Source organism: Glutamicibacter sp. NPDC087583, from assembly GCF_044743685.1.
Classification (GTDB): Bacteria; Actinomycetota; Actinomycetes; order Actinomycetales; family Micrococcaceae; genus Glutamicibacter.
In genome coordinates this window covers 113,417-135,191 of record NZ_JBIUWY010000002.1, presented here as the reverse complement: position 1 = coordinate 135,191, position 21,775 = coordinate 113,417, and the positions used below count along the sequence as shown (strand labels likewise).

Below are 21,775 nucleotides of genomic sequence, written 5' to 3'. Positions count from 1 at the left end.
ATTATTTACCCGCGGCAACTCGCCGCTGTCTCGAAGGAAAGCCATGGACTCGATACTGGCTGGCGCGCGCACAAAAACAGGCGGCGACCGCGGAACCTACATCTACATCGGTGCCTACAGCGCGGTGCTGTACATGGTGCTGCTGACCGCACCGGTGATCGCCTCCAAGCTGGTGGCGCAATTCGGCCTGACGGCCACCCAAGTAGGCGGGCTGCTGTCCATGGAGCTCGGGGCCTTCAGCTTGGCGACTATCCCCGCCTATCTGTGGCTCAAGCGCGTCAACCTCGTGACGGCAACTCGTGTCTTCACGCTGGTTGCCGTGGCCGGAAATGTGGTCTCGGGCTTTGCGGACAACTACGCGCTCTTGGCGGTGTGCCGCATTGTGACGTCCCTGGCTGCTGGCTCGATCACCGTGGTGATCCTGAGCTTGAGCGGCAGGAGCGCGAACCCAGGACGGGCCTATGGGTTATTCGTTGCGGCCCAGCTGGTCATGGGCGCCGTGATTCTGGCGCTCTTCCCGGTGCTCTTCGCGGATTCCGCGGTGTCTGCGATCTACTGGACCATGGCTGGGCTAGCCCTGTGCTGCATGGCGGTTGCGCACCGCATCGATGGCAACGTGCTGTTGGGAAGCGCCGCTGACCCGGCTGCTGATAGTGCCAACTACGGGCACCGGCCGGCCCCGAGATCCAAGGCGTTTCTGGCCCTGGCGGCGGTAATGCTTTTCTACGTAGCGTTGAGCGGGGTGTGGTCGTTCATGGGGCAATTCGCGGCGTCCGCGCAGATCAATTTGGGTACGACGAGCCTGATTCTCGCTGTTGCGACAGTCCCGGGAATTGCTTCCTCCTTGCTGGCCACATTCCTGGGCGACCATCCGCGCCGCCCGCTGTTCCTCATTCTCGGTTATCTGGCGATGCTGCTGTCCATCGGCTTGCTGTTCGGGTTGAGCGGAGCCGTGCAGTTCGCGGCCGCGGCGATCATCTTCAAATTCTCCTGGACCTTCATCCTGCCCTACTTGCTGGCCACGGTCTCCGACCTGGACTCCAGCGGCCACCTGATGAATTCCACGAACTTGATGATCGGCACCGGGTTCGCGCTTGGACCAGTTCTGGGCGGCATGCTCATCGAGGCTGCCAGCGGCTTTGGCGTGCTTCTCGTCGCCTGCAGTGTCGGAGTGCTGCTGTCCATGACCTGCGTGGTTCTCGTCCAGGGCCGCAATCAGCACGGCTTGCCCCAGCGCGTCGCTCCAATGGGAATTCCTGAATAGCAGTGCACGGTCCACCACCGGCACATGCCAACCAGTGGAAAACAACGACTTTCCAGGACCTGCGCCGCTGGTAAAGGTGCCGAGGCATCTTCAGGGACCACAACGATTCGCCCAGAGCGCCATGAAGCCCCAGCCGGTGTCCTCGATCCTGTAAGGTTCACGGACACCCGCTGGGGCCCAGGCGCGCTTTTCCGATTGGCGAGGCGCTAGACTGCCAGCTTGCGGCGGATGAATCCGGACGCTTGGTCAACGACGATGATCAGAATCAGCACGATGATGATGTGCGTAAGCATCGTATCGAACTGGAACGACTTGATCGCCTGGTTGATGAGCAAGCCGATGCCGCCAGCACCGACCAGGCCCAGGACCAGTGACGAACGGACGTTGACGTCGAAGCGGTACAAGAGCAAGCCGACGAACTGCGGGATCACCAGCGGCAGTGCGCCATGGGTAAGTTGCTGAACCCGTGATGCGCCGGTGGTGGACAGCGCTTCCTGCGGGCCCTGATCGGTTTCTTCCAGGGACTCGGCCCAGAGCTTTCCCATCACTCCCGTGTTGTGGCAGATCAGCGCCAGCACACCTGCGAAGGGACCCAAGCCCACGGCGGTGACGAAGATGAGCGCAAAGACGATGTCCGGAACCGCGCGGAAGAAGGACAAGATGCTGCGTGCTGCTTGGTAGGCCAGCGGATGCGGCGTCGTGGTGCGGCATGCGAGCACAGCGAGCACCAAGGCCGTAGGAATGGAGAAGGTCGTACCCAGCAAGCCGATCCACAAGGTGACCAGCGTTGCCTCCAAGCCAGGAAGTATGACCTTGTCCCAGCTCAGATCCGGCGGGAATGCGTCGCTGATGAATCGTGCCATCCCGCGCCAGCCATCCACGAGCAGCGCCGGATCAAAATCAGTTCCCGCGATGGCCAGCAGATGAAGGACGGCAATCACTGCAACTGCGGTGATCCAAAGGGTACGCCGGGCGGCCTTGTGCGGGTCCCTGGGCAGTGCTGGGGCGGATTTTCCAGCGATCATTTGCGAAGTGCTTTCCACTGCCTGTTCCTTGATGCGAGTCCGGGTATGGAGGCTCATGCTGCAATCCTCTCGGGAGAGTAGAGAACGTCCAGGAAGTCGTCGCCGAGATTCTGGACCGGACCGTTGAAGGCGATACGTCCATGCAGCAACCCGATCGCCCGGTCTGCGTAGCGTTGTGCAAGCTCTGGCTGGTGCAGAACCGCGGCGACTGCAAGGTTTTCGTCGTGCGCCAAGGTAGCGAGCAATTCCATGATGTTCTCGGCCGCATGCGGGTCCAGCGCAGAAACCGGCTCATCGGCAAGCAGCACCGACGCGCGCTGGCACAGGGCCCTGGCGACGGCTACGCGCTGCTGCTGTCCGCCAGAAAGGCGCCCGACCTTGTCCAGGGCGCGGTCGGCCATGCCAACCCGGTCCAGGCAGGCCATTGCTTCTTCCCGCAGTTCGCGCGAGAAGAAAGCGGGGGAGAATGAGGCCAAGCCGGTGACACGGGCCAGGGCGCCTGCGCAGACATTGTCCAGTGCTGTGCGGCGGGGCACCAGATGGATCTTCTGGAACACCATGGCTGCCCGGGATCGCGCACGGGCTAGATCGCGGCCATGGAGATCGGCCAGGTGGATGCCATCCAATTCGATGCTTCCCGAATCCGGCGTGGCCAATCCCGCGACGCACTTGAGGGTGGTGGATTTTCCGGAGCCGTTGGCACCCAGAAAGGCCACGAGCTCGCCGCGGTTGACGGTGAAATCGACGTCGTCAAGCACGCGGCGCTGGTTGAAGGTCTTGGCCAGGGACTTCACCGAGAGGGCCGGACGGGCCAATTGCGTGGTGTCCATGGTTAGATATCGTCCTCGGTGAGGCCCATTTCGGAAGCCAGGTCGAACAGCGGGCCGTAGGTTTCCTTGGTGACTTCCAGCAATGGGCCCGGAGGGGTCACATCCAGGAAAGCTCCTACCTGGGCGATATCTTCCTCCGGCAGGTTCAGCAGCGCGTGCTTAACGGCTTTCTTCAGTTCCGGGTCGGCATCGGCGCTGATGGTGATCGGGTCATTCGGGATGGGTTCCGAGGTCCAGATCTGGCGGTAGTCTTCCGGGTTGAAGGTACCTTCTTCTTCGGCAACCGCCTGGGTCTGCGAGTTGAGCTGGGCGGCGTCGACAGTTCCGTTGGCCAGGGCCAGCAGTGATTCAGGATGCCCTCCTGCGTAGTTCAAGTTGACTTCGGACTCGGCAATGCCGGCAGTCTTCAGCGCGTAGCGCGGCAGGACATCTCCGGAGGTTGAGCCCACGCCGCCAAGTGCGAAGTCCTTTCCGCGCAGGTCTTCGAGGGTCTTGATTTCTGAATCCTTCGCAACCCAGATGCCACCGGTGTAGGTGCTGAGCTCGCCTTGGGCGGTCCCGAAGGACACGAGCGGTTCAGCGCCGGCCTGCTGGCTGGCGAACACGTAACCCACGGGACCGAACTGGCCTAGATCCAGTTTTCCATTGCGCATTGCCAGTACCTCTGCGGCGTAGTCCTCGACAACTTGGACCTCGACTTCGCATCCGAGCTCGCGCTCCAATGCGTCGGCGAGCACGCCGTACGCCGGTTCGAGCTTGGCTGGTGCTTCGTAGGGCTCGATGCCGAAATTGATGGGCCCATCGGCGCAGAACGCGGGGGCAGCGGAGTCGGCCTGCTCATCCGCCTGGGCGGACCCGCAAGCGGTGAGGGCCAGCAGGCCCAGCGAGACGGCAGAGAATTTAAATGCCTGAGAGATCTTCATGGTTTGCTCCAATGCGTGGTGTAGCTAAGCTAGGCGGTGATCGACGAAGCCATGGCCGGCTTGGCGAGGTTTTTGATGTTCTTGTCGGCCAGGCCGAAGGACAGGGTCATTCCGACTCCGGCGGTCACGGAGACGACGGTGATGGCGTCGGCGGCATTGCGGATGAGCAAGGGGCCGATAGCGCTGGAGGCATAGATTCCTTGCCAGCGTTCAATGACTTTCAGCTCGGTGCCACTCATGTAGCCCCCGATGGCCGAGAGCAATGTTTGCGAGGTCGCTTCCTTGAGGAAGGGGGCTTGGGTTGCGGCGTGGCTGTGCGAATCTCCCATGAGCAGGGTGCCGTCGGGCCTTTGGGTGAACATGACATTCGCCTGGATATCCAGCAGCTCCGGGTGCTCGGCGAGAACTTCAGCCTGCAGGGCCTTGGCTGCTGGCACTTCGGTGAAGGCCTCGTAGCGCAGCATGGAGGTGGCGGTGAGGACGGCCGGCTTCAATTCCAGGTCTTCGGAAGCTTCTGCGCGGAGCATCTGCAGCGCGCACCGGGTGATCTGGTGCTCCTGCGCGATCTGCGGGAAGAGGTAGTCCACGTCGTGGCCGACGCAAACGAAAACCTGGTCGGCTTCGAAGGCGCCGCGATTAGTTTGCACGCTGGCCCGGCGATGTCGGCCGGCACCGAATCCCAAGGCGCTGGTGCTGAACTGGACGCTGCCAGCAACATGGGCGTTGACCCACTGGGCCAGCTTGGCCACCGTGGTGCGCGGATCGACGCGCAGGTCATCACGCAGGAACGCGCCGCCGAGGAATCCTTCGGTGCTTTCGCGTCCGAGCTGTTCTGCGATGTCCTGCGCGTTGAGCATCTCGACCTGCCCGGTTTCGCGGCGTGCGGACAGTTCGCGCAGGACCTGCAATTCCGTTTCTGTCGAGGCCACCACGACAGCTCCCGATTCAACGGCCCAGAAGCCAGCGCGTTCAGCGTAGTCAAGCCACAAGGGACGTCCTGACTGCGCCAGGTCGTAGAGTTCGCCGGACTGCGCGGTGATGCAGCAGTGGCCGAAGTTGCGGACCGATGCGCCGATGGCCTCATGGTCACGTTCCATGACGATTACCGAGAGGCCGGCGTCCAGGGCTCGAGCGGCATGGGCCAGGCCGACAATGCCGGCGCCGATCACCAGCACATCTGCGTGGTTGGCGACTGGCCGGGGCTGTGGGAAATTTTTTTCGTTGCTCACGACAGTGATCATCCATGCCCGGGATGAGCGGATTCAACCCGAAATGGCACTTGTTTGAACAAGTTTGCCTAGAGTTCAGAATGGGGTCCGTCTATTCACTTTCAGTTCACTGGAATGTCTTGTGAATCGCTGATTTCACAATAAAACCACTTGTATGATCAAGAGGTGATGGAGAACAAGAAGCAACCCAAGTACCAAGCCCTCACCACCTGGTTGCGGCAGGAAATAGCGGCTGGCACATGGCACGAAGGAGATGTCCTGCCCAGCGAGGCAGAACTCTGTGCCCGCGCCAATGCCTCGCGTGGCACGGTCCGGCATGCGCTCGCCCAGTTGCGTTCGGAGGGCCTCATTGCGGGGGGACAAGGCAAGCCGCCAATCGTGGCGCAACAGGTGCAATCCCAATCGTTTACCACCTTCATGTCCTTTACTGATTGGGCGCGCTCCATCGGATTGGAGGCTGGACAGGAAACGCGGGAATTGGCGCAGCGCCCGGCCGATGCCCTCGTGGCCGAGCAGCTCGAACTCGAAGAAGGTGCCAAGGTGGTGCAGATCCTGCGCCTGCGCTTGCTCGATGGGAGCCCGGCGATGCTGGAGCGGACTAGCTTTACCCAAGAAGTCGGTCGGCTGCTCTTCGAATTCGATGCGGATGACGGTTCGATTTTCGAGTACCTGCGGGAGCAAGGCGTAGACCTCTACCGAGGCAAGCACACCATCGACGCGGTGGCGGCCGATGAACTGGACGCGCACCTGCTGGGTGTCCGGCTCGGCGCCCCGCTCCTGCGCGAACGGCGCGTGACTTCCGCCAAATCGGGGCAGAAACTTGAGTACTCCGATGATCGGTATTTGCCGGATCTGGCCAACTTCACCATTGAAAACACCAGCGAGCATCGCGCCTCATTGAGCTGTGTGCGAAGCATTGCTGTCTGAACAGGAAAACACGATGAAACGAGAAGACATGTTTGAACTCATTGCCTGCGATATGGCTGGAACGACCATTGACGAGCATGCCGATGTGTACCGGGCTCTGGAGAATGCGGTGTGCGAATTCGGTGTTGAGGTCAAGGAGGAGGATCTGCAGCATTGGATGGGCGCCGAGAAGAAGGAAGCGATCAAAGCGCTGATTGAACTTGGCGGAGCTGTTGCCAGCGACGAGCAGGTGCAAGTGCAGTTTGGCCGTTTCCGCGATCTGCTGCTGGGATATTACCGGGAGAATCCGCCCGTCGCATTGCCAGGTGTCGTGCAAGCGCTGGAACGCTTGTCTGCCAGCGGCAAGAAGATCGCATTGACAACGGGGTTCTCGCGCGATGTTGCCGATATCATCCTCGATGGCTTGGGGTGGAAGGTCGGTCCTGGCGAACTTCTCGACGCAGTGGTTGCCGGCGATGAAGCCGCAGCGGGACGCCCTGCGCCGTACATGATTCATCGAGCGATGGAACTGACGGGAATTCGCGATGTGGCCAAGGTTGTTGCCGCAGGCGACACCGCCAACGACCTGCTGGCCGCGCATCACGCGGGAGTGCATGGGATCGGTGTGCTGACCGGGAAGCTGGGCCGCGAAGAGCTGGACCGGTTCCCGCATGCCGCCATCCTCGAATCCGTGGCGGAGCTGCCGGATTATCTCAAGGCGATCGAGCCCGCGGCCGTGTAGTTCGACCCGAGTGATTTTGCAATGCGGAAGATATGTTTCGTTTCGGGTTGGGATGCGGGATATGCTGAGCTCTAGTTGGAACATCCCATTGAGATGAAAGAGAGTCGTCATGAGCAAGACTGTTCTTCAGCGCCACCTGTTCGGACCGGGTCCATGCAACCCGTATCCCGAGGCAACGGCAGCGCTCGGCCTTCCGCTGCTGGGCCATCTGGATCCGGAGTTCATTGCACGCATGGATCGCGTTGCTGATGGTTTGCGTACTCTCTGGGGAACCGGAAACTCCCGTACCTTGCCTTTGAGCGCCACGGGCTCAGCTGGCATGGAAGCCGCTTTCGTCAACACCATCAACCCAGGCGACGTAGCGGTCATCGCGATCAACGGCTTATTCGGCGAGCGCATGTGCGAAGTTGCTGCGCGCGCTGGCGCTGAAGTAGTCCGCGTCGACCATGAATACGGCACGCCGATCGATGCCGAACGCGTTGCCGCGGCGCACCCGAACCCAACCGTCATTGCCGGCGTGCATGCTGAAACCAGTACCGGAGTTGTTTCCGATATAGCCGCACTGGGCGCAATCAAGGGCGATGCACTGCTGATCACCGATGCAGTGACCTCCATTGGCGGCATGCCGGTGCTGGCTGATGAATGGGGGATTGACGTTGGCTATGCCGGCACGCAGAAATGCCTCGGCGTTGCTCCGGGATTGGCACCATTTACCATTTCAGACCGTGCTTTCGAGCGCCGCGTCCAGAAGCCCCAATCCTGGTATCTGGATCTAGGCTTGCTCGGCGGCTACGCCACAGGTTCCACCGGGGGCCAACGCACCTACCACCACACCGCACCGGTCTCGATGGTCGCATCGCTGGAAGCCGGCATCGACCGCATCCTGGCTGAGGGCCTGGACGCGGTCACCGCCCGCCATCAGGAAGCGGGAGGCTTGCTGCAAGATGGCTTGCAGGAAATGGGCCTGGAGCTATTCGCCCAGGAGGGGTACCGCCTGCCGCAGCTGACGACGGTCTACGTTCCTGAAGGCGTTGATTCGGCGAAGGTCCGTGGATACCTGCTCGACCGCTTCAATATTGAAATCGGCGGCGGTGTCGGCAAGTACGCGAGCACCGTATGGCGCGTCGGCATGATGGGCCCCAACGCTAATCCGGGTTCGGTGGCGCTGCTGCTGGCTGCGCTGAAGGAAGCGATCGACAAGGCCTAAGCCCGTGAGGGCCGTGGCCTACTGAGCGCAAAGCAAGGCGGGGCCAACCAGGAGATGGACTGGTCCCGCTTTTTGCTGTGGCCCTTGGGCTAGCCCAGCTGGTCTTGTGAATGCGCAAAGTGCAGCTGCACCGAATCGTCACCGGTCGAAAGCCTGGCGTAGCCGCCAATCGGCAAGGTGAACATCGGGGAAGTGTGGCCGAAATCGAGGTTGGCCACAACCGGGATGCGCTGCAGGATCGGGTGCTTTGCGATGACTTGCTCCAGCAGGCTACGGGTGATGCCGGATTGCCGCTGGAAACGCCCAATGGCCAGCCCGGTCAGGCCAGCGGCGCCAGGGGACTGCAGGAAAGAGGCGAGCTTCCGGGCGATTTCGTGGATGTCTTCGGAGGAGTCTTCCTCGATGAAGAGCATCGCCCCGTGCAAGGATGGCATGAATTCGCCGCCCTGCAACAAATGCAGCGTGCCCAGATTCCCTCCAATCACCGTGCCCGTGGCCGCTCCCTGATTCAGGGTCCACGGTCCGCCGGATGCCTGGACGGACCTGTTGTCTTGATCCATGAACCACAAATCGTCGGTGAATTCGCTGGCGTGCTCGATGGTCCACGCGTGCTCGTGGGTTGCGGTCCGGAACCACTGTCCGGTTGGTTCAAAATGATCACGCATGCCGAAGCTGGACCAATGCGCGCCGACATAGGTAACGAGGCCGGTCTTGGCATGCACGGCGTTTGCCAGCGCCGTGAAATCCGAGTAGCCGCAGAAGACCTTGGGATTGGCGGCAATGAGATCCCAATCGAGGTAGGGGAGCAGCTCGTTTGCATTGAAGCCGCCAATGACCGAGATGATTCCGGCGACAGATGGATCGGCAAATGCGGCGTGCAGATCGGCCACGCGCGACGGGATCGGCGAGCTGTCGAAGTCATCGTTCTCGTCTACGTGATCTCCGAATTCCTGCTTGAGCCCCATGGCCTCGAAGCGTTCAGTGATCCACTTCGTATTGTCGAATTCCATCACGAAGGCGCGGGAGCACGATGGCGCGATGGCCCTGATGGTGTCTCCGGATTGCAATCGGGCTGGGACGATGGTCGGCTTCTCATGGCTTGTCATGCAATCAGTCTAGGGTCTGGCTTGGCAGGGGATAATAACCCGCACGCAGTCGCAGGCGACTAGTTGGCGAAATTTTTGCAACAAATGAAGATATTCCGCTCCAGCTACTGGGAGAATACTGCGAAATTCGATAACGTGGGCGGGGCAGCGCAATTTCTCTAAAGAAAGAAGCAAATAAGGTGAAGTCCCTCTTCGACTTGGAATTCAAACAATTCATCACGCCATCGATCATCAAGATCGTTTACATCCTGATCATGGTCCTGTTGGCGATCGGCTACCTCGGAATCGTGATTTCCGGGTTCATGGCTGATGTAATGCTCGGCTTCCTCATGCTCCTGATCGTGGGTCCTTTGGTGTCCCTGGTCTATTTGGTCCTGGTCCGTGCAGGACTCGAATCCTTGCTGGCACAGATCCGCACGGCAGAGAACACCACTGAACTCGTTCGTCTGGCCGGTGGCATCCCGCCGGCAGAAGGCGGCTACCGCCCGCACCCGGGTAATCCTCCTGCTCCCCAGCAGCCGCAGGATCCAACCGCCAATGGCGGCGGCACTCCGCCAGCCAACCCTTACCAGAAGTAAGTCCAACGGCCAATGGCCCGCACCAGTGGTGCGGGCCATCGGCCGTTGTTGAGCGAACAGCGTGCAGAACTACCAGTCGCTGGACGCTTTGAGCGACAGCACCGGGCAGGAGGCCTGGAGCAGAATCCTTTGCGCGTTGCTCCCCATGAGGAACTTGCCCATTGCCGTCCGCTTGCGCAGGCCGATCACGATCAGCTCGGCTCGTTGGGCCTGGGCTATATGCAGGATCTGGTCTGCCGCATCGGCACCCTGGGTGTGGCGCTCAATCCAGAAATCGATGCCGGCATCAGAAAGGCGGGCTTCCAGCTCGTGGTACTGCTTCGCGTCAATGAGCCTGTCGTCAACGAGCTGATCGCCCTTCGAAGAGTTCACTACGATCAATCGCACCTCGCTGCGCCTGGCTTCGAGAATGGCTCGTTCCAAGGCGGCTTCGCCTTCTGGCGAGGGAATATAGCCCACTACGATCGTCATGATTCATTCCTTTCAGCAGCCTTGCTGTTCTCATTTCCGTGGCCAGGCTTCGCCTGTTCCGGCTCGGGGCCGCCAGCTGCATCGTCGCCCAGCAGGGCCTCGGCGGCGGCAGACGCTGTCCCGCGTTTGCGCCGAATAACGGAGATCAGCACTGGCAGCAGGAGCAGGACGGCGATGAGCACGTAGATGCCCACGGCCAGCGGCTCGCTCCAGAGACCTGAGACTTCACCAGCAGAAAGCTGGAAGGTCTTGCGCAGCTGTTCTTCGGCCATGGGGCCGATGATGACACCAAGGATCAGCGGAAGCACTGGCAGGCCGAAGCGGCGCAAGGCAAAGCCCAGCAAACCGATCAGCAGCAGCAGCCAGAGATCAGCTACCTGCATGTTCACCGAGAAGGCGCCCAGCGTTGCGAAGAACAAGATGCCTGCGTACAGGTAGGGGCGCGGGATCTTCAGCAGCTTCGCCCACAGCGGCGCTAACGGCAGGTTGATCAGCAGCAGCAACGTGTTGCCAATGAACAAGCTGGCAATCAGGGCCCACACCAGGTCTGGTTCATTCTCGAAGAGCAGCGGACCGGGCTGGATGCCCTTCATGGTCAAGAACGCCAGCATCACCGCAGCGGTGGCATTGGTGGGCAAGCCCAAGGCGAGCATTGGAGTCAGGGTGCCAGCGGCAGAGGCATTGTTCGCGGCCTCCGGGCCGGCAACGCCCTCAATGGCGCCGTGGCCGAACTCCTCAGGATGCTTGGACAGCTTCTTTTCCGTGACGTAGGACAGGAAGGTCGGAACTTCGGCACCGCCGGCAGGCAGCGCGCCGAAGGGGAACCCAAAGGCGGTACCGCGAAGCCAGGGCTTCCACGAACGCTTCCAATCTTCCTTGCCCATCCACGGGGCACCCACCGGAATGGTGCGGGCCGGGCTGGTGCGCAAGTGCGCGGCAATCCACAGCGCCTCGCCAATGGCGAAGATCGCCACGGCGACCACCACGATGTCCATGCCGTCCACCAGGGGCGCGAAGCCGAAAGTCAGTCGCTGCTGCCCGGAGACCGGGTCCATGCCGACCAAGCCAATGGCCAAGCCCAAGCCCAGGGAAGCGAACCCGCGGATCTTGGAAGAGCCCAAGACTGCGGTGACAGTTACCAAAGCGAGGACCATGATGGCGAAGTAGCTCGGTGCGCCAAGGCTCACCGCGAACTTCACGACGATCGGGGCGACGGTCACCAGCAGCGCGGTACCGATGGTTCCTGCAACGAAGGATCCAATGGCCGCGGTGGCCAAGGCCTGTGCCGCACGGCCGGCCTTGGCCATCTTGTGGCCTTCGATGGCTGTGATGACTGTTGCCGATTCCCCCGGGGTGTTGAGCAGGATCGAGGTGGTTGACCCGCCATACATCCCGCCGTAGTAGATGCCGGCGAACATGATCAGTGCGCTGGAAGTTTCCATGCCGAAGGTCAATGGCAGCAGCAGTGCCACAGCCATGGCCGGGCCGATGCCCGGGAGCACTCCTACAGCGGTTCCCAGGATGACACCGGCGAAAGCGAAGAGCAGGTTAATCGGGGTCAGCGCCGCGGCGAAGCCGCCCATCAATAAGTCCAGAGTTTCCAATTAGAGCACCCCCGAGAGGATTCCGGCCGGAAGCTTGATGCCCAGGCCCAGATAGAAGCCGTAGAACGAACCAAGCGCCAAGGCAAGTGAAATAACCAAGGTCAATACCCAGCGCCGCGCACCCAGGCAGGTAGCCGCGCCGAAGAACATGATGGTTCCCGAGATGACCCAGCCAGCCCAATTCACGATCAGCAGGTTCAGCACGAAGATGCCGATCAGCGGGAGCAGGACCTTCCAATCCGAAGGCTGGCTCAGGTCCACGTCTTCGCCTTCTTCGCCCGCAGCAAGGTTGCCACGCATGACGGTGATGGCCAAGGCAATGGACGAAAGAATGAGAATGCCCGAGACGACGTAGGGCAGGGCCTTGGGACCTACAACGTCTGCCTGGGAGTACGTCACATGAAGCTGCGACGCGTCAACAAACACGATGATTCCGACGATAAGAAGAAACGCGGCGAACAGGAGTTCGACGCGTTTCTTCTTTGCGGTGGCTACTTCGCTCACGCCAGGCCCAGGGTCTTCAGGACGCTGGCAACGCGCTCGTCCTGGTCGGTGAGGAAGGCGGAGAATTCGTCGCCGGTCATGAAGGCGTCGCTCCAGCCGTTGGTCGCCAGAGCTTCCTTCCACTCGGCCGAATCATGCATTTCGGTGACCATGTTGACCCACTTGGCCTTGTCCTCTTCGGAAATCTCAGGTGGAGCCACCAGACCGCGCCAGTTGGAGAACACCAGATCAATATCCGATTCCTTCAGGGTCGGGGCATCTACGCCTTCCAGGCGCTCTTCGCCGCTGGTGGCCAGTACGCGAACAGAGCCCTCTTCGATCTGCTGCATGTACTCGCCGGCACCGGAGGCAGCAAAGGCCAGCTTGTTGCCCAGGATGGCCGGCAGCAAGTCGCCGCCGCCATCGTACGATACGAAGTTCACGTCCTTGGGATCAATGCCCACGGCTTCGGCCAGCTGCATTGGCAGCAGATGGTCCGGGCCGCCAGGGGAGGAGCCGCCGCCGACCGAGAGCTTGCTTGGGTCGTCCTTCCAGGCCTTGACCAAGTCGTCAATGCTCTTGTATGGAGAATCCTTGGAAACCATGATCGCTCCGGGCTCTTCGATGAGCTTGGCAATCGGGGTGGTATCGGTCAGCTTGGAGTCGGTTTCGTTGGTGTAGCTTGCACCCACCACGCCCAGGCCCATGAGCATGGCCAGATCGCCATTGCCCTTCTCATTGACAATGCGGGCCAAGCCGACGGTGCCTCCGGCACCGGCAAGGTTGAAGACTTCAGGGTTGCTGGCCAGCGATGCGTCATCCATCACCTTGGCGGCAACACGGGCAGTGGTGTCGTAGCCGCCGCCTGGGGTGTTTGGCACCATGATGCGGAGGTTCGCGATGGGGCCCTTGGACTCTGCGGCATCAGTGCTGGAAGACTCTGATGTCACGCCGCAGCCAGTGGCGGTCAGGGCCAGTGCAGCGGCAGCTGCCAGCGCGCTCAGCGCACGGAACGACTTGAAGGGTTTCATGGGGATTCAGCCTCTTTGCTTTCATCGGGGTTGCGAGTGATACCAACTTACGTGCCATCGTGAGCCGGGTCACTCTTGCGTACTCAAAGAAAATACTGTTCATTGTGTAACCGGAAATTGTGATCTGAACCATTCGAATCTTCGGTAAGGTAGCACAGTGCCCGGATGCAGGTGCCAGCAAGGACCTGCCGGGTGCAACGTGGATTTCTGGAATATTGGGGGCGAGGCAATGGGTGCCGTGCGTTTCTGGCTCGCTAATCTGTACACGCGCCGCAAGCTGACCCTTGCAGGGCAGTACCTGATACTGCAATTGCTCATTATCGCGGTGGTGCTGGCAGGGGTCATCACGGTATCGCTGACCCAGGCCACCAATAACTTCGAAAAAATCGAGGGGCGCCGCAGCCTCTCGGCCGCCGAATCGCTGGCTGCAAACCCCCTGCTGCGCGTTCTCCTTCCCGAGGCGGAGCCGGAAATGGGTTCGGCGTTGCCGGCCATGGGCGAATCGGTGCGCAGCACCTCGGGTCTCCAATTCGTGACCATTGCCGATCCCCGGGGAACGGTCGTCACCTCCAGCTACCCGGATGAAGTCGGAACCTCGATACTGCACCCTGAATCCGCCGTCACCGAAGGCCGCGGATGGACCGGGGAAATCTGGCGCAATGGCAACCACGTATTGATTGCGCAGGTTCCGGTGCTGGACGACGAAGGGAAGATGGTCGGCATTGTCAGCGCCGGCCAAAGCTATCCCAGCACCGGCGAGATGATCCAGGAGATCGCTCCCAACGCCTTGTTCACCCTGGTCATTTCCCTGCTGCTGGGGACCGCCGGCTCAGTCTTGCTGGCCCGCCGGGTCAAGCACCAGACCCGCGGGCTTGAACCCCGGGAAATTGCAGAGCTTTTCGAGCATCGCGAAGCCCTGCTGCACGGAGTCAAAGAGGGAATCATCTCGGTGTCGCCGGATAGCCGGGTGATGCTGGCCAATGATGTCGCCATCGAGTTGCTCCAGCTGCCCAGTCACTGCGTGGGCAGGACCCTGGACGAATTGGATGTTGTTCCGCAGGTCCGCCATGCACTGACCACCAGCCAAGAGCTGCCCGACCGGCAATTCCTTGTCGGCGAGCGGGTATTGGTCTTCAACCGGATGCCGGTCAAGACCGCCAGGCGGGATTTGGGATCGGTCACCACCTTCCGCGACAAGACCGAACTGACCCTGCTGGAACAAGAACTTGGAGACAGCAAGGCCACCGCCGACATGCTCAGGGCGCAGACCCATGAATTCGCCAACCAGCTGCACGCAATTTCCGGGTTGATCCAGCTCGGGGAATACGACGAGGTCGTGGGCTTCATCGATGGCGTGAGCTTCAGCCGGAGCAAGATCTTCGAGGACGTCTCCGCGTGCATCGCCGAACCCACGATTGCCGCGTTGCTGATTGCCAAGTCCAGCGTGGCCGCCGAGCGAGGGGTGCACCTGAAGATGGCGCCTAGCTCAACCTTGGGCAGGTGCGAGGACCAGCTGGCGCGGGATCTGACCACCGTGATTGGCAATCTCGTCGATAACGCGATGGACGCGGCCGCTGCGGCTGCCAATCCGGAAATCCAGGTCGGGATCGAGGAAACCAGCGAGCTGGTGCGAATCACCGTGAGGGACAATGGAGAAGGCATCGCGGAAGATGCCATGGACGAGATCTTCACCCAAGGTTTCTCCACCAAGGACAGCGCGGTTTCCGGCGGCAGGGGCTTCGGCCTTGCCATCAGCCGCCTGGTTTGCCGCCGCCGCGGTGGAGAGCTGGCCGCGGCCAATGCACAAGGTGCCCGGTTTACCGCCACGCTCAGGAAGTAGGAAGCAAGAAGTGATCAAAGTACTGGTGATCGACGATGACTTCATGGTCGCCAAGGTGCACGCTGGATTCGTCAACAGCGAACCGGGGTTCACCGTGGTCGGCGTGGCGCACTCCGCCGGTGACGCGATCAAGGCCGCCGGCGCGCTCTCGCCGGATCTCATCTTGCTCGATATCCATTTGCCGGACATGAACGGCCTGGACCTCTTGCAGCGCCTGCGCGAAGTCCAGCCGGAGCTCGATGTCCTGGTGATCAGCGCGGCGCGGGAAATGGATACCGTGCGCCGCGCGCTTCGTGGCGGCATCGTCCACTATCTGATGAAGCCCTTCTCGCGGGATGACCTGCGCGAACGGCTGGAGCACTACGCGAAGGCCTACCAGCCGCTGGGCGAAGCAGCGGACCAGGAATTGCAGCAGGCCGATGTGAACATGCTCTTCGGGCTCGGCGGACAAAAGCGCCGGCCTCTTCCCAAAGGCTGCAGCGCCGAAACCATGGAACTGGTTGAGAGCATCGTCAAGGAAGCTGCCGAACCCATATCGGCCACCGAAACCGCGCAGAAGCTGGGCACGTCCCGGGTGAGCGCTCGCCGGTATCTGGAATACCTGGCAGAGGAAAACCTGGCTCAGGTGAACCTGCGCTACGGGGGAGTCGGCAGGCCCGAACGCCGCTACTCATGGAGGGGGTAGTGGCAGCGGATCGTCCAGCCGCCCCCGGACGCAGAAAGCCGGGGCAGGCCTAGACGAAAGCTGCCGAACCCCGTTGGCGATGCTCGCTGGCCGCGTACGTGCCGAGGATCTTGATTTCCCAGGTGAAGAATTCCAGTTCTTCCAACGCCAAGCGCACAGGAAGGTCTTCGGGCTGGCCCTCGATGTCGACCATGAAGGTGGTAGCGGCGAAGGACGAACCGACCATGTAGCTTTCCATGCGGGTGAGATTCACGCCGTTCGTGGCAAATCCGCCTAATGCCTTGTATAGCGCGCTAGGCACGTTGCGCGCCTGGAACACCAAAGTGGTAATCACCGAGTCGGGGAGCTGGGAACGGTGCGGCAGTTCGTGCCTGCGGGCGAGCACTACGAAGCGGGTCGTGTTCGTCTGGTCGTCCTCGACACCGGAAGCCAGCACCTCCAAGCCGTAGAGTTCGGCCGCCATGGGCGGAGCGAGCGAGAGCTTGGCAGGATCGTTCCATTCGCGCACTTCGCGGGCCGAACCTGCAGTATCACCGGCAATCACCGGGGTCAGGCCGTGCTGGCGTATGACCTTGCGGCACTGGCCCAGCGCATGGATGTGGCTGTGCACCTCGGCCGCATCCGCGATGGTGCTGCCAGGCAGTCCGAGAAGGTCGAAGCGGATCCGCAGGTAGTGCTCGCCGACAATGTGCAGTTCCGACTCGGGGAGCAGGACATGGATATCGGCAACGCGACCGGCAATGGAGTTCTCTATCGGAATCATCGCCAGCTCCGCTTCACCGTTTTCCACCATGGCGAACGCGTCCTCGAAGCTGGCACAAGGCACGGCTTCCATGTCCGGGAAACGTTGCATGCAGGCCAGATTCGAGTTGGAGCCGGCTTCGCCCTGGTATGAAATCTTCTTGCTCATTGAATCAAGATATCCCAGCGCAATGGCTGGGCAGGAATCCACGAAAGCAGATGACGCCAAGACGCACGGACTGCTGCCAAGGCAACTGCGCGCGCTCCAAAAACGGCGGCTGCCTTCCCGGCCAACTAGTTCTGGTAGTGATCCGCCAGCTTCTCCAGGCCCTCGTCAATGCCTACCGCAGGTTTCCAGTCCAGGACTTCATGGGTTTCGCGCTGGTCGAACCAATGCGCGGTAGACAGCTGCTCGGCCAGGAAACGGGTCATCGGCGGCTCATCATGAACCAAGTTGCGCGAACCGGCTGCCAACCACAACTTCTCGATCACCGAACCGGCCGCACGGGCCAGCCAGCCCGGAACGTTGAGCTTCGGAGCCGGGGCGCCGCCAGCCTTGCAGATGCCGGCGATCAGCTCGCCCACCGGCCGAGGTTCGCCATTGGTGACCACCAGGGCTCGCCCGTGGGCGTGGTCCATGCGTTCCAGACCGCGGACAATCGCCGCAGCGGCATTGTCGATATAGGTGGTGTCGATCAGTGCTGCGCCCTGGTCCAGCAGGGGCAGCCGTCCGGCCTTGGCCCGCTGGATGACGCGTTCCACCAGCTGGGTATCGCCGGGTCCCCACACAACGTGCGGGCGGATGGCGGTGACGCGAAGTGCTGGCGAATCGGCGCCCAGGGCATTGAGCTCGGCCGCTGCCTTGGAGCGTGCATAGAATCCATGCGCCTTGGCCGGATCGGCCTCGCCAGCACCGGCGCCCGCCAGCGAATCGCCGAAGTGCGCCACGGAAGGGGAAGAGACGAACACGAAATCCTTGATTCCTGCGCGCTTGGATGCTTCGAGCAGATTGCTGGTTCCCGCGATATTGGTGGCGGCGAAGTCTTCCCATGCACCGGTGAAGGAGACCTTGGCTGCCAGGTGGATGACCGCGTCCATGGACTCCACGGCCGCGGCGACAGCCTGCGGATCCGTGAGCGAGCCGCGGACTTCATCGATGGCTGATGCCGAGCTGCCGCGCTGGAAGGTGCGCACATGGTGGCCCTTGTCGCGCAATAGCTGGGCTACAGCGCCACCCAGCATGCCGCTGGCTCCGGTGACCAGAACGCGACGGGCAGCGTCTTCATTTTTCGATGGGCTCACGGATTGCGGATCCTTCCACCTGCGAGGGTCGCGGCAGCCCAGTGGGCGAGCGCGGCCCGGTCAATCTTGGAGTTGTGCCGGATATCGGTGGGCAGGCTTGGGACTACCAGGACCGCTGCCACCTCGGTGCCGGTGGCCGCGACCGCGGCGCGAACCTGGCGGGCCAGATCGCTGGCGGCCGGACCGGATTTGCGGGCCGCGGGCACCGTTTCCATGACGACCACCGCGGCCTGGGTTCCGTCAGGTCCCACGCCGACCAGCGCGGCACGGCCAGCGCCAGCAACCGACTCGACAGCATGTTCGGCGGCCACCGGGGTAATCGCGCCCTTGGCGGTGCGCAGTACGTGGCCAAGGCGTCCCTCGACCCACAGGCGTCCCTGCTCATCCAGATGCCCGACATCGCCGGTGCGATGCCAGCCGGGGATGGAGACGCTGAGCTGTTCGGTGATCCACAGCCGGTCGTAGCGGTCCTTGACGTGCGGGGCGCGGACCAGGATTTCGCCGGTGGCATTCGGGGTGTATTCCGGCTTGTCGCCGGCCACGCCCAGGGCGTCAATCGGTGCGATGGCGACAGTGGCTCCGGCGACTGCGGTGCCCACGCACACGCCATTGCCCGCTCCGGCAGCGCGGATGCCGGCCAAGTCGATATCGGTGACTGGCAAGGCCTCGGTCATGCCGTACGGGGTGTGGACCCGGGCATTGGGAACCAGATCCTGCACCTTGGCCAGCAGATGCTCGGGAATCGGGGCGCCGGCGGACAACATCAGCGAGACGCCTTCCAAGGTTTCCCGCTGAGCCTGGTTCAGCGCATCCTGGGTTTCCAGGACATTAGCCAGGGCGGCGGGGGAGGCGAAGACGGTGGTTGCATCCACCGCGAGGGCGGCGTCTGCCAACGCAGCGGCAGTCAAGGTCCGCGGTGCGGTGACGTCCATGTCCGGGGTGACCGAGGTGGCACCCAAAGCAGGGCCCAGCAGCGCGAACGGCGCGAAGCCTGCCACCAGCGCAGAGCCGGCCTTGAGGTTGTAGGTTTCGCGCAGGGTATCGCGCATGGCGGCCAGTTCGCGATGCGTGTACACCACTCCCTTGGCCGGACCGGTGGAGCCGGAGGTGAACAGGACCGCCGCATCGGCATCCGGATCGGATGGCTCGAAAACCCTGGACCCGGAAGCGGCCTGGCTGCCGGCTTCATAGAGCTCGGGCAGGGTATGGGCTACCCCCAGCAGCTTGCGCTTCGCAGCAGGCAGGTCTCCAGCGGCAATCCTGGTTCCCGGCCAGCCGAACAGCCGCGCACCGGTGAGCGCACGGTCGATGCCAATCAGGTAGCTCGGGCCAGCGCCCTTGATGGCTCGTCCCATGCCCTTGGTGCCAAGGCCGGCATCGGCCACCACAATGACCGCCCCCAGGCGCAGGCAGGCGTAGATCAGGGTGGTCAGTTCAATTCCCGGTGGAACCAGCAGGTTCACCCGGTCGCCGGCCTGCACTCCGATCTGGCGCAATCCTGCGGCCAGGGCATTCACGCGCTGGCCCAGTTCGGCCCAGGACAGCGATCGCGCAGGATTGATGTCCACCACCGCGGCCGATTGGTCCTCGGTGCGCGAATCGAGTTCGGCAAGCATCGGACGGTATTCGCCCAGGGATTGGGCACGCGAGGTGTTCTTGGAACTCTTCTCGCCGGCAAGCCACTGGAAGATCGGGGTGGCAATATCGTTGTCTTCGCCCACCAAATGGCTGGAGCCTTCAAAGCGGTGTACCTGGGCGTGGGGCAGTCGCGACATCAAATCGCGCAGGTAGCGGTCGGAGAAGACCGGGTCCTTGGGTCCCCAGAGCATCAGGGCCGGGACCTTCAAGAAGCGCACTGCTTCCGAGATCTCGTCCAAGGCCGGACGGCTTGGGTGATCCTGGGAGAACGGGATATCGGCGACAAAGTTGGCTACGCCCTCGCGCTTTTCAGCGTTGGTGTACGGGGCCATGAAGGCCTTGCGGATATCCGGGGCCAAGGCCGGCTGCGCCAACGAGTGGGTTACCTGCAAGAAGGCAGGGGAAGTCTTGGTGCCCCAACCGTGCACCGCGGGATGGGACGCGAGTTTCAGCGCGGCGGGAAGCTCGAAGCCTGCAGGGTGGATTGCGGTGTTGGTCAACACCACGTTCTCCAGCTGGTCCGGGTGGGAAACGGCCCAGCCCAGGGAGATGATGCCGCCCCAGTCATGGCCCACGGTGGTAATTTTGCCGGTCAGCCCCAGTGCGCCAGTCAGATCGCCGAGATCGTTGACGCGGTCGGCCAGGCGGCGGAACTTGCCGCTGCGCTCGGAGAAGCCCATGTCCAGCTGGTCCACTGCCACCACTCGCCACGGCAGCCCGTGCTCGGACACATGGTTCAGCAGGCTGCGCCAGAGGTAGGACCAGGTGGGGTTGCCGTGCACGCAGAGCAAGGTGCCGGCCGGCTCAATTCCGCGTTGCTTCAGTTCTTCGTTGTTATCCAGGACGTGCCACCGGTGCCTAGTGCCCGGGGAGTCCACCTGCGACGTGGACGGTACTTCCAGATACTTCGAATAAATGGCATCTACACCGGGGAAAAGCTCGGTCACCAGGCAATCTCCATCATCGCGGTGTTCAGGCCGGAACCGACGCCCATGCACAGCACCCGGTCGCCCTTCTTCAGCGAGTCGGCTTCTTGGGACAGGGTCATGGGCAGGGAAGCCGGTCCGACATTGCCCCACTTGGAGAAAGTGATTGGCACGCGGTCCTTGACCAGGCCGACGGCCTTGATAATGGCATTGGTGTAGGACTTGGAAACCTGATGGGTCACGTAGCGGTCCATGGACTTCCAATTCCAACCGGATTGATGGGCTTCATCCCAGGCATCCACGACCAGTTCGAGGCCGTTATCCAGCAAGCCCTTCGTGTCCGTGTACATGCCCGAGGGTCCGCCGACACACAGCTCGTGGTGCTCGGTGCCGGCACGCGATACGCCGCCGACGATGCGGTGCGCTTCCGGGTGCGCATCCGCTGGGCCAATGACCGCAGCGGCGGCGCCGGAACCCAAGGTCAGCGTGGCGAATTCACGCATGTAGTCATCGCGCGTGGAAGTTTCAGCGTTCAGCCGCTGGAAAGTGGTTTCCTGGGTTGGCTTGGCATCTTCGCCGGCAACAATCAGGGCGTACTTGATCTGGCCGGAGTCGATCATGTTCGCTGCCAGGCTCATGCCGTTGACGAAGCCGAGGCAGGCGTTGGCCACGTCGAAATTCATGGCGGAGGATGGCAAGCCCAAGCCGTTGTGCACCTTGGAAGCCACCGACGGCTCCAAGTTGCGGCGGGTGACCGAAGTGTTGATCAGCAGGCCGATTTCGCTGGCATCGACACCGGCCTGGGCCAGCGCCTTCTTGCCGGCAAGAATTGCAGCGTCGTCGAATTCAACGCCATCGGACCACCAGCGGCGTTCCTTGACCCCGGAAACTCGTTCCAGAAGCTTCTTGGACAGGCGAAGGCGTTTCAGGCTAGGAGCAAGTCGCTCGTCGAATTCTGCAGAGCTCACCACCTCGGGTGCGAGGACGCTGTTCACTGATAAAAGCGCAACGTTGTGGTGCTTAAAGGTGGCATTGCCGTTCAAAATGGTGCCTTCGTTTCTGCTGGACTATCTATGTGCTGCGTGCTGCATTGAAACGTCGTGGCCGATGGGTGTGCGCCATCGGTTGCGTATGTGTTCTCCCTAGGTTATTCCCTGCATGACGCCAAGACCTATTTGAGCGCATTTTTTCAGCCGAAAGCTGGAATCAGTGCCTATGCAGACTATATCGATCCTACAGACTAG

At 62.0% G+C, this 21,775-nt stretch carries 20 protein-coding genes; 7 read left to right on the top strand and 13 right to left on the bottom strand.

All coding sequences use genetic code 11. The annotated features are described in order from the left end of the window. Window positions 1-43: 43 nt before the first annotated feature. A complete protein-coding gene (locus ACIOU9_RS06790) occupies window positions 44-1,264 on the top strand; it encodes an MFS transporter (RefSeq protein ID WP_133832987.1) in 1,221 nt (406 codons plus the stop codon). A 206-nt stretch (window positions 1,265-1,470) separates the two neighbouring features. On the opposite strand, the gene phnE is transcribed toward ACIOU9_RS06790, so the two are convergent. Genes phnE through ACIOU9_RS06770 form a run of 4 tightly spaced genes read right to left on the bottom strand, consistent with a single transcriptional unit; the run spans window position 1,471 to window position 5,271 of the window. Further along, window positions 1,471-2,346, bottom strand: coding sequence for a phosphonate ABC transporter, permease protein PhnE (phnE, locus tag ACIOU9_RS06785; RefSeq protein WP_286134288.1), 876 nt, complete (start codon window positions 2,344-2,346; stop codon window positions 1,471-1,473). Further along, a complete protein-coding gene (locus ACIOU9_RS06780; RefSeq protein WP_105658231.1) occupies window positions 2,343-3,119 on the bottom strand; it encodes a phosphonate ABC transporter ATP-binding protein in 777 nt (258 codons plus the stop codon). Before ACIOU9_RS06780 ends, phnE begins: the two co-directional genes overlap by 4 nt. 2 nt (window positions 3,120-3,121) lie before the next feature. Beyond that, entirely contained in the window at window positions 3,122-4,042 is a 921-nt protein-coding gene (locus tag ACIOU9_RS06775; protein WP_105658230.1) for a phosphate/phosphite/phosphonate ABC transporter substrate-binding protein, read from the bottom strand. Between the two features lie 29 nt (window positions 4,043-4,071). Continuing rightward, the gene (locus ACIOU9_RS06770; protein ID WP_286134287.1) at window positions 4,072-5,271 is read right to left on the bottom strand and encodes a TIGR03364 family FAD-dependent oxidoreductase; all 1,200 of its coding nucleotides are present in this window, start codon (window positions 5,269-5,271) and stop codon (window positions 4,072-4,074) included. Between the two features lie 168 nt (window positions 5,272-5,439). Between ACIOU9_RS06770 and ACIOU9_RS06765 the strand changes: the two genes are divergently transcribed. From ACIOU9_RS06765 to ACIOU9_RS06755, 3 genes are all read left to right on the top strand, one after another. Continuing rightward, window positions 5,440-6,198 (top strand): GntR family transcriptional regulator, encoded by a 759-nt coding sequence (locus ACIOU9_RS06765; protein WP_402696646.1) that lies wholly within the window; start codon window positions 5,440-5,442, stop codon window positions 6,196-6,198. Window positions 6,199-6,211: 13 nt separating this feature from the next. Next, window positions 6,212-6,919 carry a phosphonatase-like hydrolase gene (locus ACIOU9_RS06760; RefSeq protein WP_402696365.1) on the top strand — a complete coding sequence of 236 codons (708 nt, stop codon included), beginning with the start codon at window positions 6,212-6,214 and terminating at the stop codon, window positions 6,917-6,919. Between the two features lie 109 nt (window positions 6,920-7,028). After that, window positions 7,029-8,126, top strand: a complete 1,098-nt coding sequence (locus ACIOU9_RS06755; RefSeq protein ID WP_105658227.1) for an alanine--glyoxylate aminotransferase family protein — start codon at window positions 7,029-7,031, stop codon at window positions 8,124-8,126. Window positions 8,127-8,215: 89 nt separating this feature from the next. Here the strand turns inward: ACIOU9_RS06755 and ACIOU9_RS06750 are convergent, their stop codons facing one another. Then, window positions 8,216-9,232 (bottom strand): S66 peptidase family protein, encoded by a 1,017-nt coding sequence (locus ACIOU9_RS06750; RefSeq protein ID WP_105658226.1) that lies wholly within the window; start codon window positions 9,230-9,232, stop codon window positions 8,216-8,218. A 179-nt stretch (window positions 9,233-9,411) separates the two neighbouring features. Here ACIOU9_RS06750 and ACIOU9_RS06745 point away from each other — a divergent pair, with 179 nt between their 5' ends. Further along, window positions 9,412-9,810: a DUF4282 domain-containing protein gene (locus ACIOU9_RS06745; protein WP_105658225.1), complete on the top strand. Its 399-nt coding sequence runs from the start codon at window positions 9,412-9,414 to the stop codon at window positions 9,808-9,810. Window positions 9,811-9,879: 69 nt separating this feature from the next. Here the strand turns inward: ACIOU9_RS06745 and ACIOU9_RS06740 are convergent, their stop codons facing one another. From ACIOU9_RS06740 to ACIOU9_RS06725, 4 genes are read right to left on the bottom strand one after another with little or no spacing between them, the layout of a single operon-like run. Further along, entirely contained in the window at window positions 9,880-10,281 is a 402-nt protein-coding gene (locus ACIOU9_RS06740; protein WP_105658224.1) for a universal stress protein, read from the bottom strand. Next, complete coding sequence (locus tag ACIOU9_RS06735; protein WP_286134293.1) at window positions 10,278-11,864, bottom strand: tripartite tricarboxylate transporter permease; 1,587 nt, start codon at window positions 11,862-11,864, stop codon at window positions 10,278-10,280. The genes ACIOU9_RS06740 and ACIOU9_RS06735 overlap by 4 nt, the downstream gene beginning before the upstream one ends. 21 nt (window positions 11,865-11,885) lie before the next feature. Continuing rightward, window positions 11,886-12,389: a tripartite tricarboxylate transporter TctB family protein gene (locus tag ACIOU9_RS06730; protein WP_105658222.1), complete on the bottom strand. Its 504-nt coding sequence runs from the start codon at window positions 12,387-12,389 to the stop codon at window positions 11,886-11,888. Then, window positions 12,386-13,399 (bottom strand): tripartite tricarboxylate transporter substrate binding protein, encoded by a 1,014-nt coding sequence (locus ACIOU9_RS06725; protein ID WP_105658221.1) that lies wholly within the window; start codon window positions 13,397-13,399, stop codon window positions 12,386-12,388. Before ACIOU9_RS06725 ends, ACIOU9_RS06730 begins: the two co-directional genes overlap by 4 nt. Window positions 13,400-13,628: 229 nt before the next feature. Here ACIOU9_RS06725 and ACIOU9_RS06720 point away from each other — a divergent pair, with 229 nt between their 5' ends. Together ACIOU9_RS06720 and ACIOU9_RS06715 are read left to right on the top strand one after the other, a co-directional pair. Next, window positions 13,629-15,239 (top strand): sensor histidine kinase, encoded by a 1,611-nt coding sequence (locus ACIOU9_RS06720; protein WP_105661847.1) that lies wholly within the window; start codon window positions 13,629-13,631, stop codon window positions 15,237-15,239. Between the two features lie 10 nt (window positions 15,240-15,249). After that, window positions 15,250-15,924, top strand: coding sequence for a response regulator (locus tag ACIOU9_RS06715; RefSeq protein ID WP_102598037.1), 675 nt, complete (start codon window positions 15,250-15,252; stop codon window positions 15,922-15,924). A 49-nt stretch (window positions 15,925-15,973) separates the two neighbouring features. On the opposite strand, the gene ACIOU9_RS06710 is transcribed toward ACIOU9_RS06715, so the two are convergent. From ACIOU9_RS06710 to ACIOU9_RS06695, 4 genes are all read right to left on the bottom strand, one after another. After that, window positions 15,974-16,834: a prephenate dehydratase gene (locus tag ACIOU9_RS06710; RefSeq protein WP_402696362.1), complete on the bottom strand. Its 861-nt coding sequence runs from the start codon at window positions 16,832-16,834 to the stop codon at window positions 15,974-15,976. Window positions 16,835-16,959: 125 nt separating this feature from the next. Then, on the bottom strand, window positions 16,960-17,967 hold the full coding sequence (locus tag ACIOU9_RS06705) for an NAD(P)-dependent oxidoreductase (RefSeq protein ID WP_105658218.1): 1,008 nt from the start codon (window positions 17,965-17,967) through the stop codon (window positions 16,960-16,962). After that, window positions 17,964-20,552 carry an alpha/beta fold hydrolase gene (locus tag ACIOU9_RS06700; RefSeq protein ID WP_105658217.1) on the bottom strand — a complete coding sequence of 863 codons (2,589 nt, stop codon included), beginning with the start codon at window positions 20,550-20,552 and terminating at the stop codon, window positions 17,964-17,966. Before ACIOU9_RS06700 ends, ACIOU9_RS06705 begins: the two co-directional genes overlap by 4 nt. Continuing rightward, window positions 20,549-21,574 carry a 3-oxoacyl-ACP synthase III gene (locus tag ACIOU9_RS06695; protein ID WP_013348415.1) on the bottom strand — a complete coding sequence of 342 codons (1,026 nt, stop codon included), beginning with the start codon at window positions 21,572-21,574 and terminating at the stop codon, window positions 20,549-20,551. Before ACIOU9_RS06695 ends, ACIOU9_RS06700 begins: the two co-directional genes overlap by 4 nt. Window positions 21,575-21,775 lie beyond the last annotated feature (201 nt).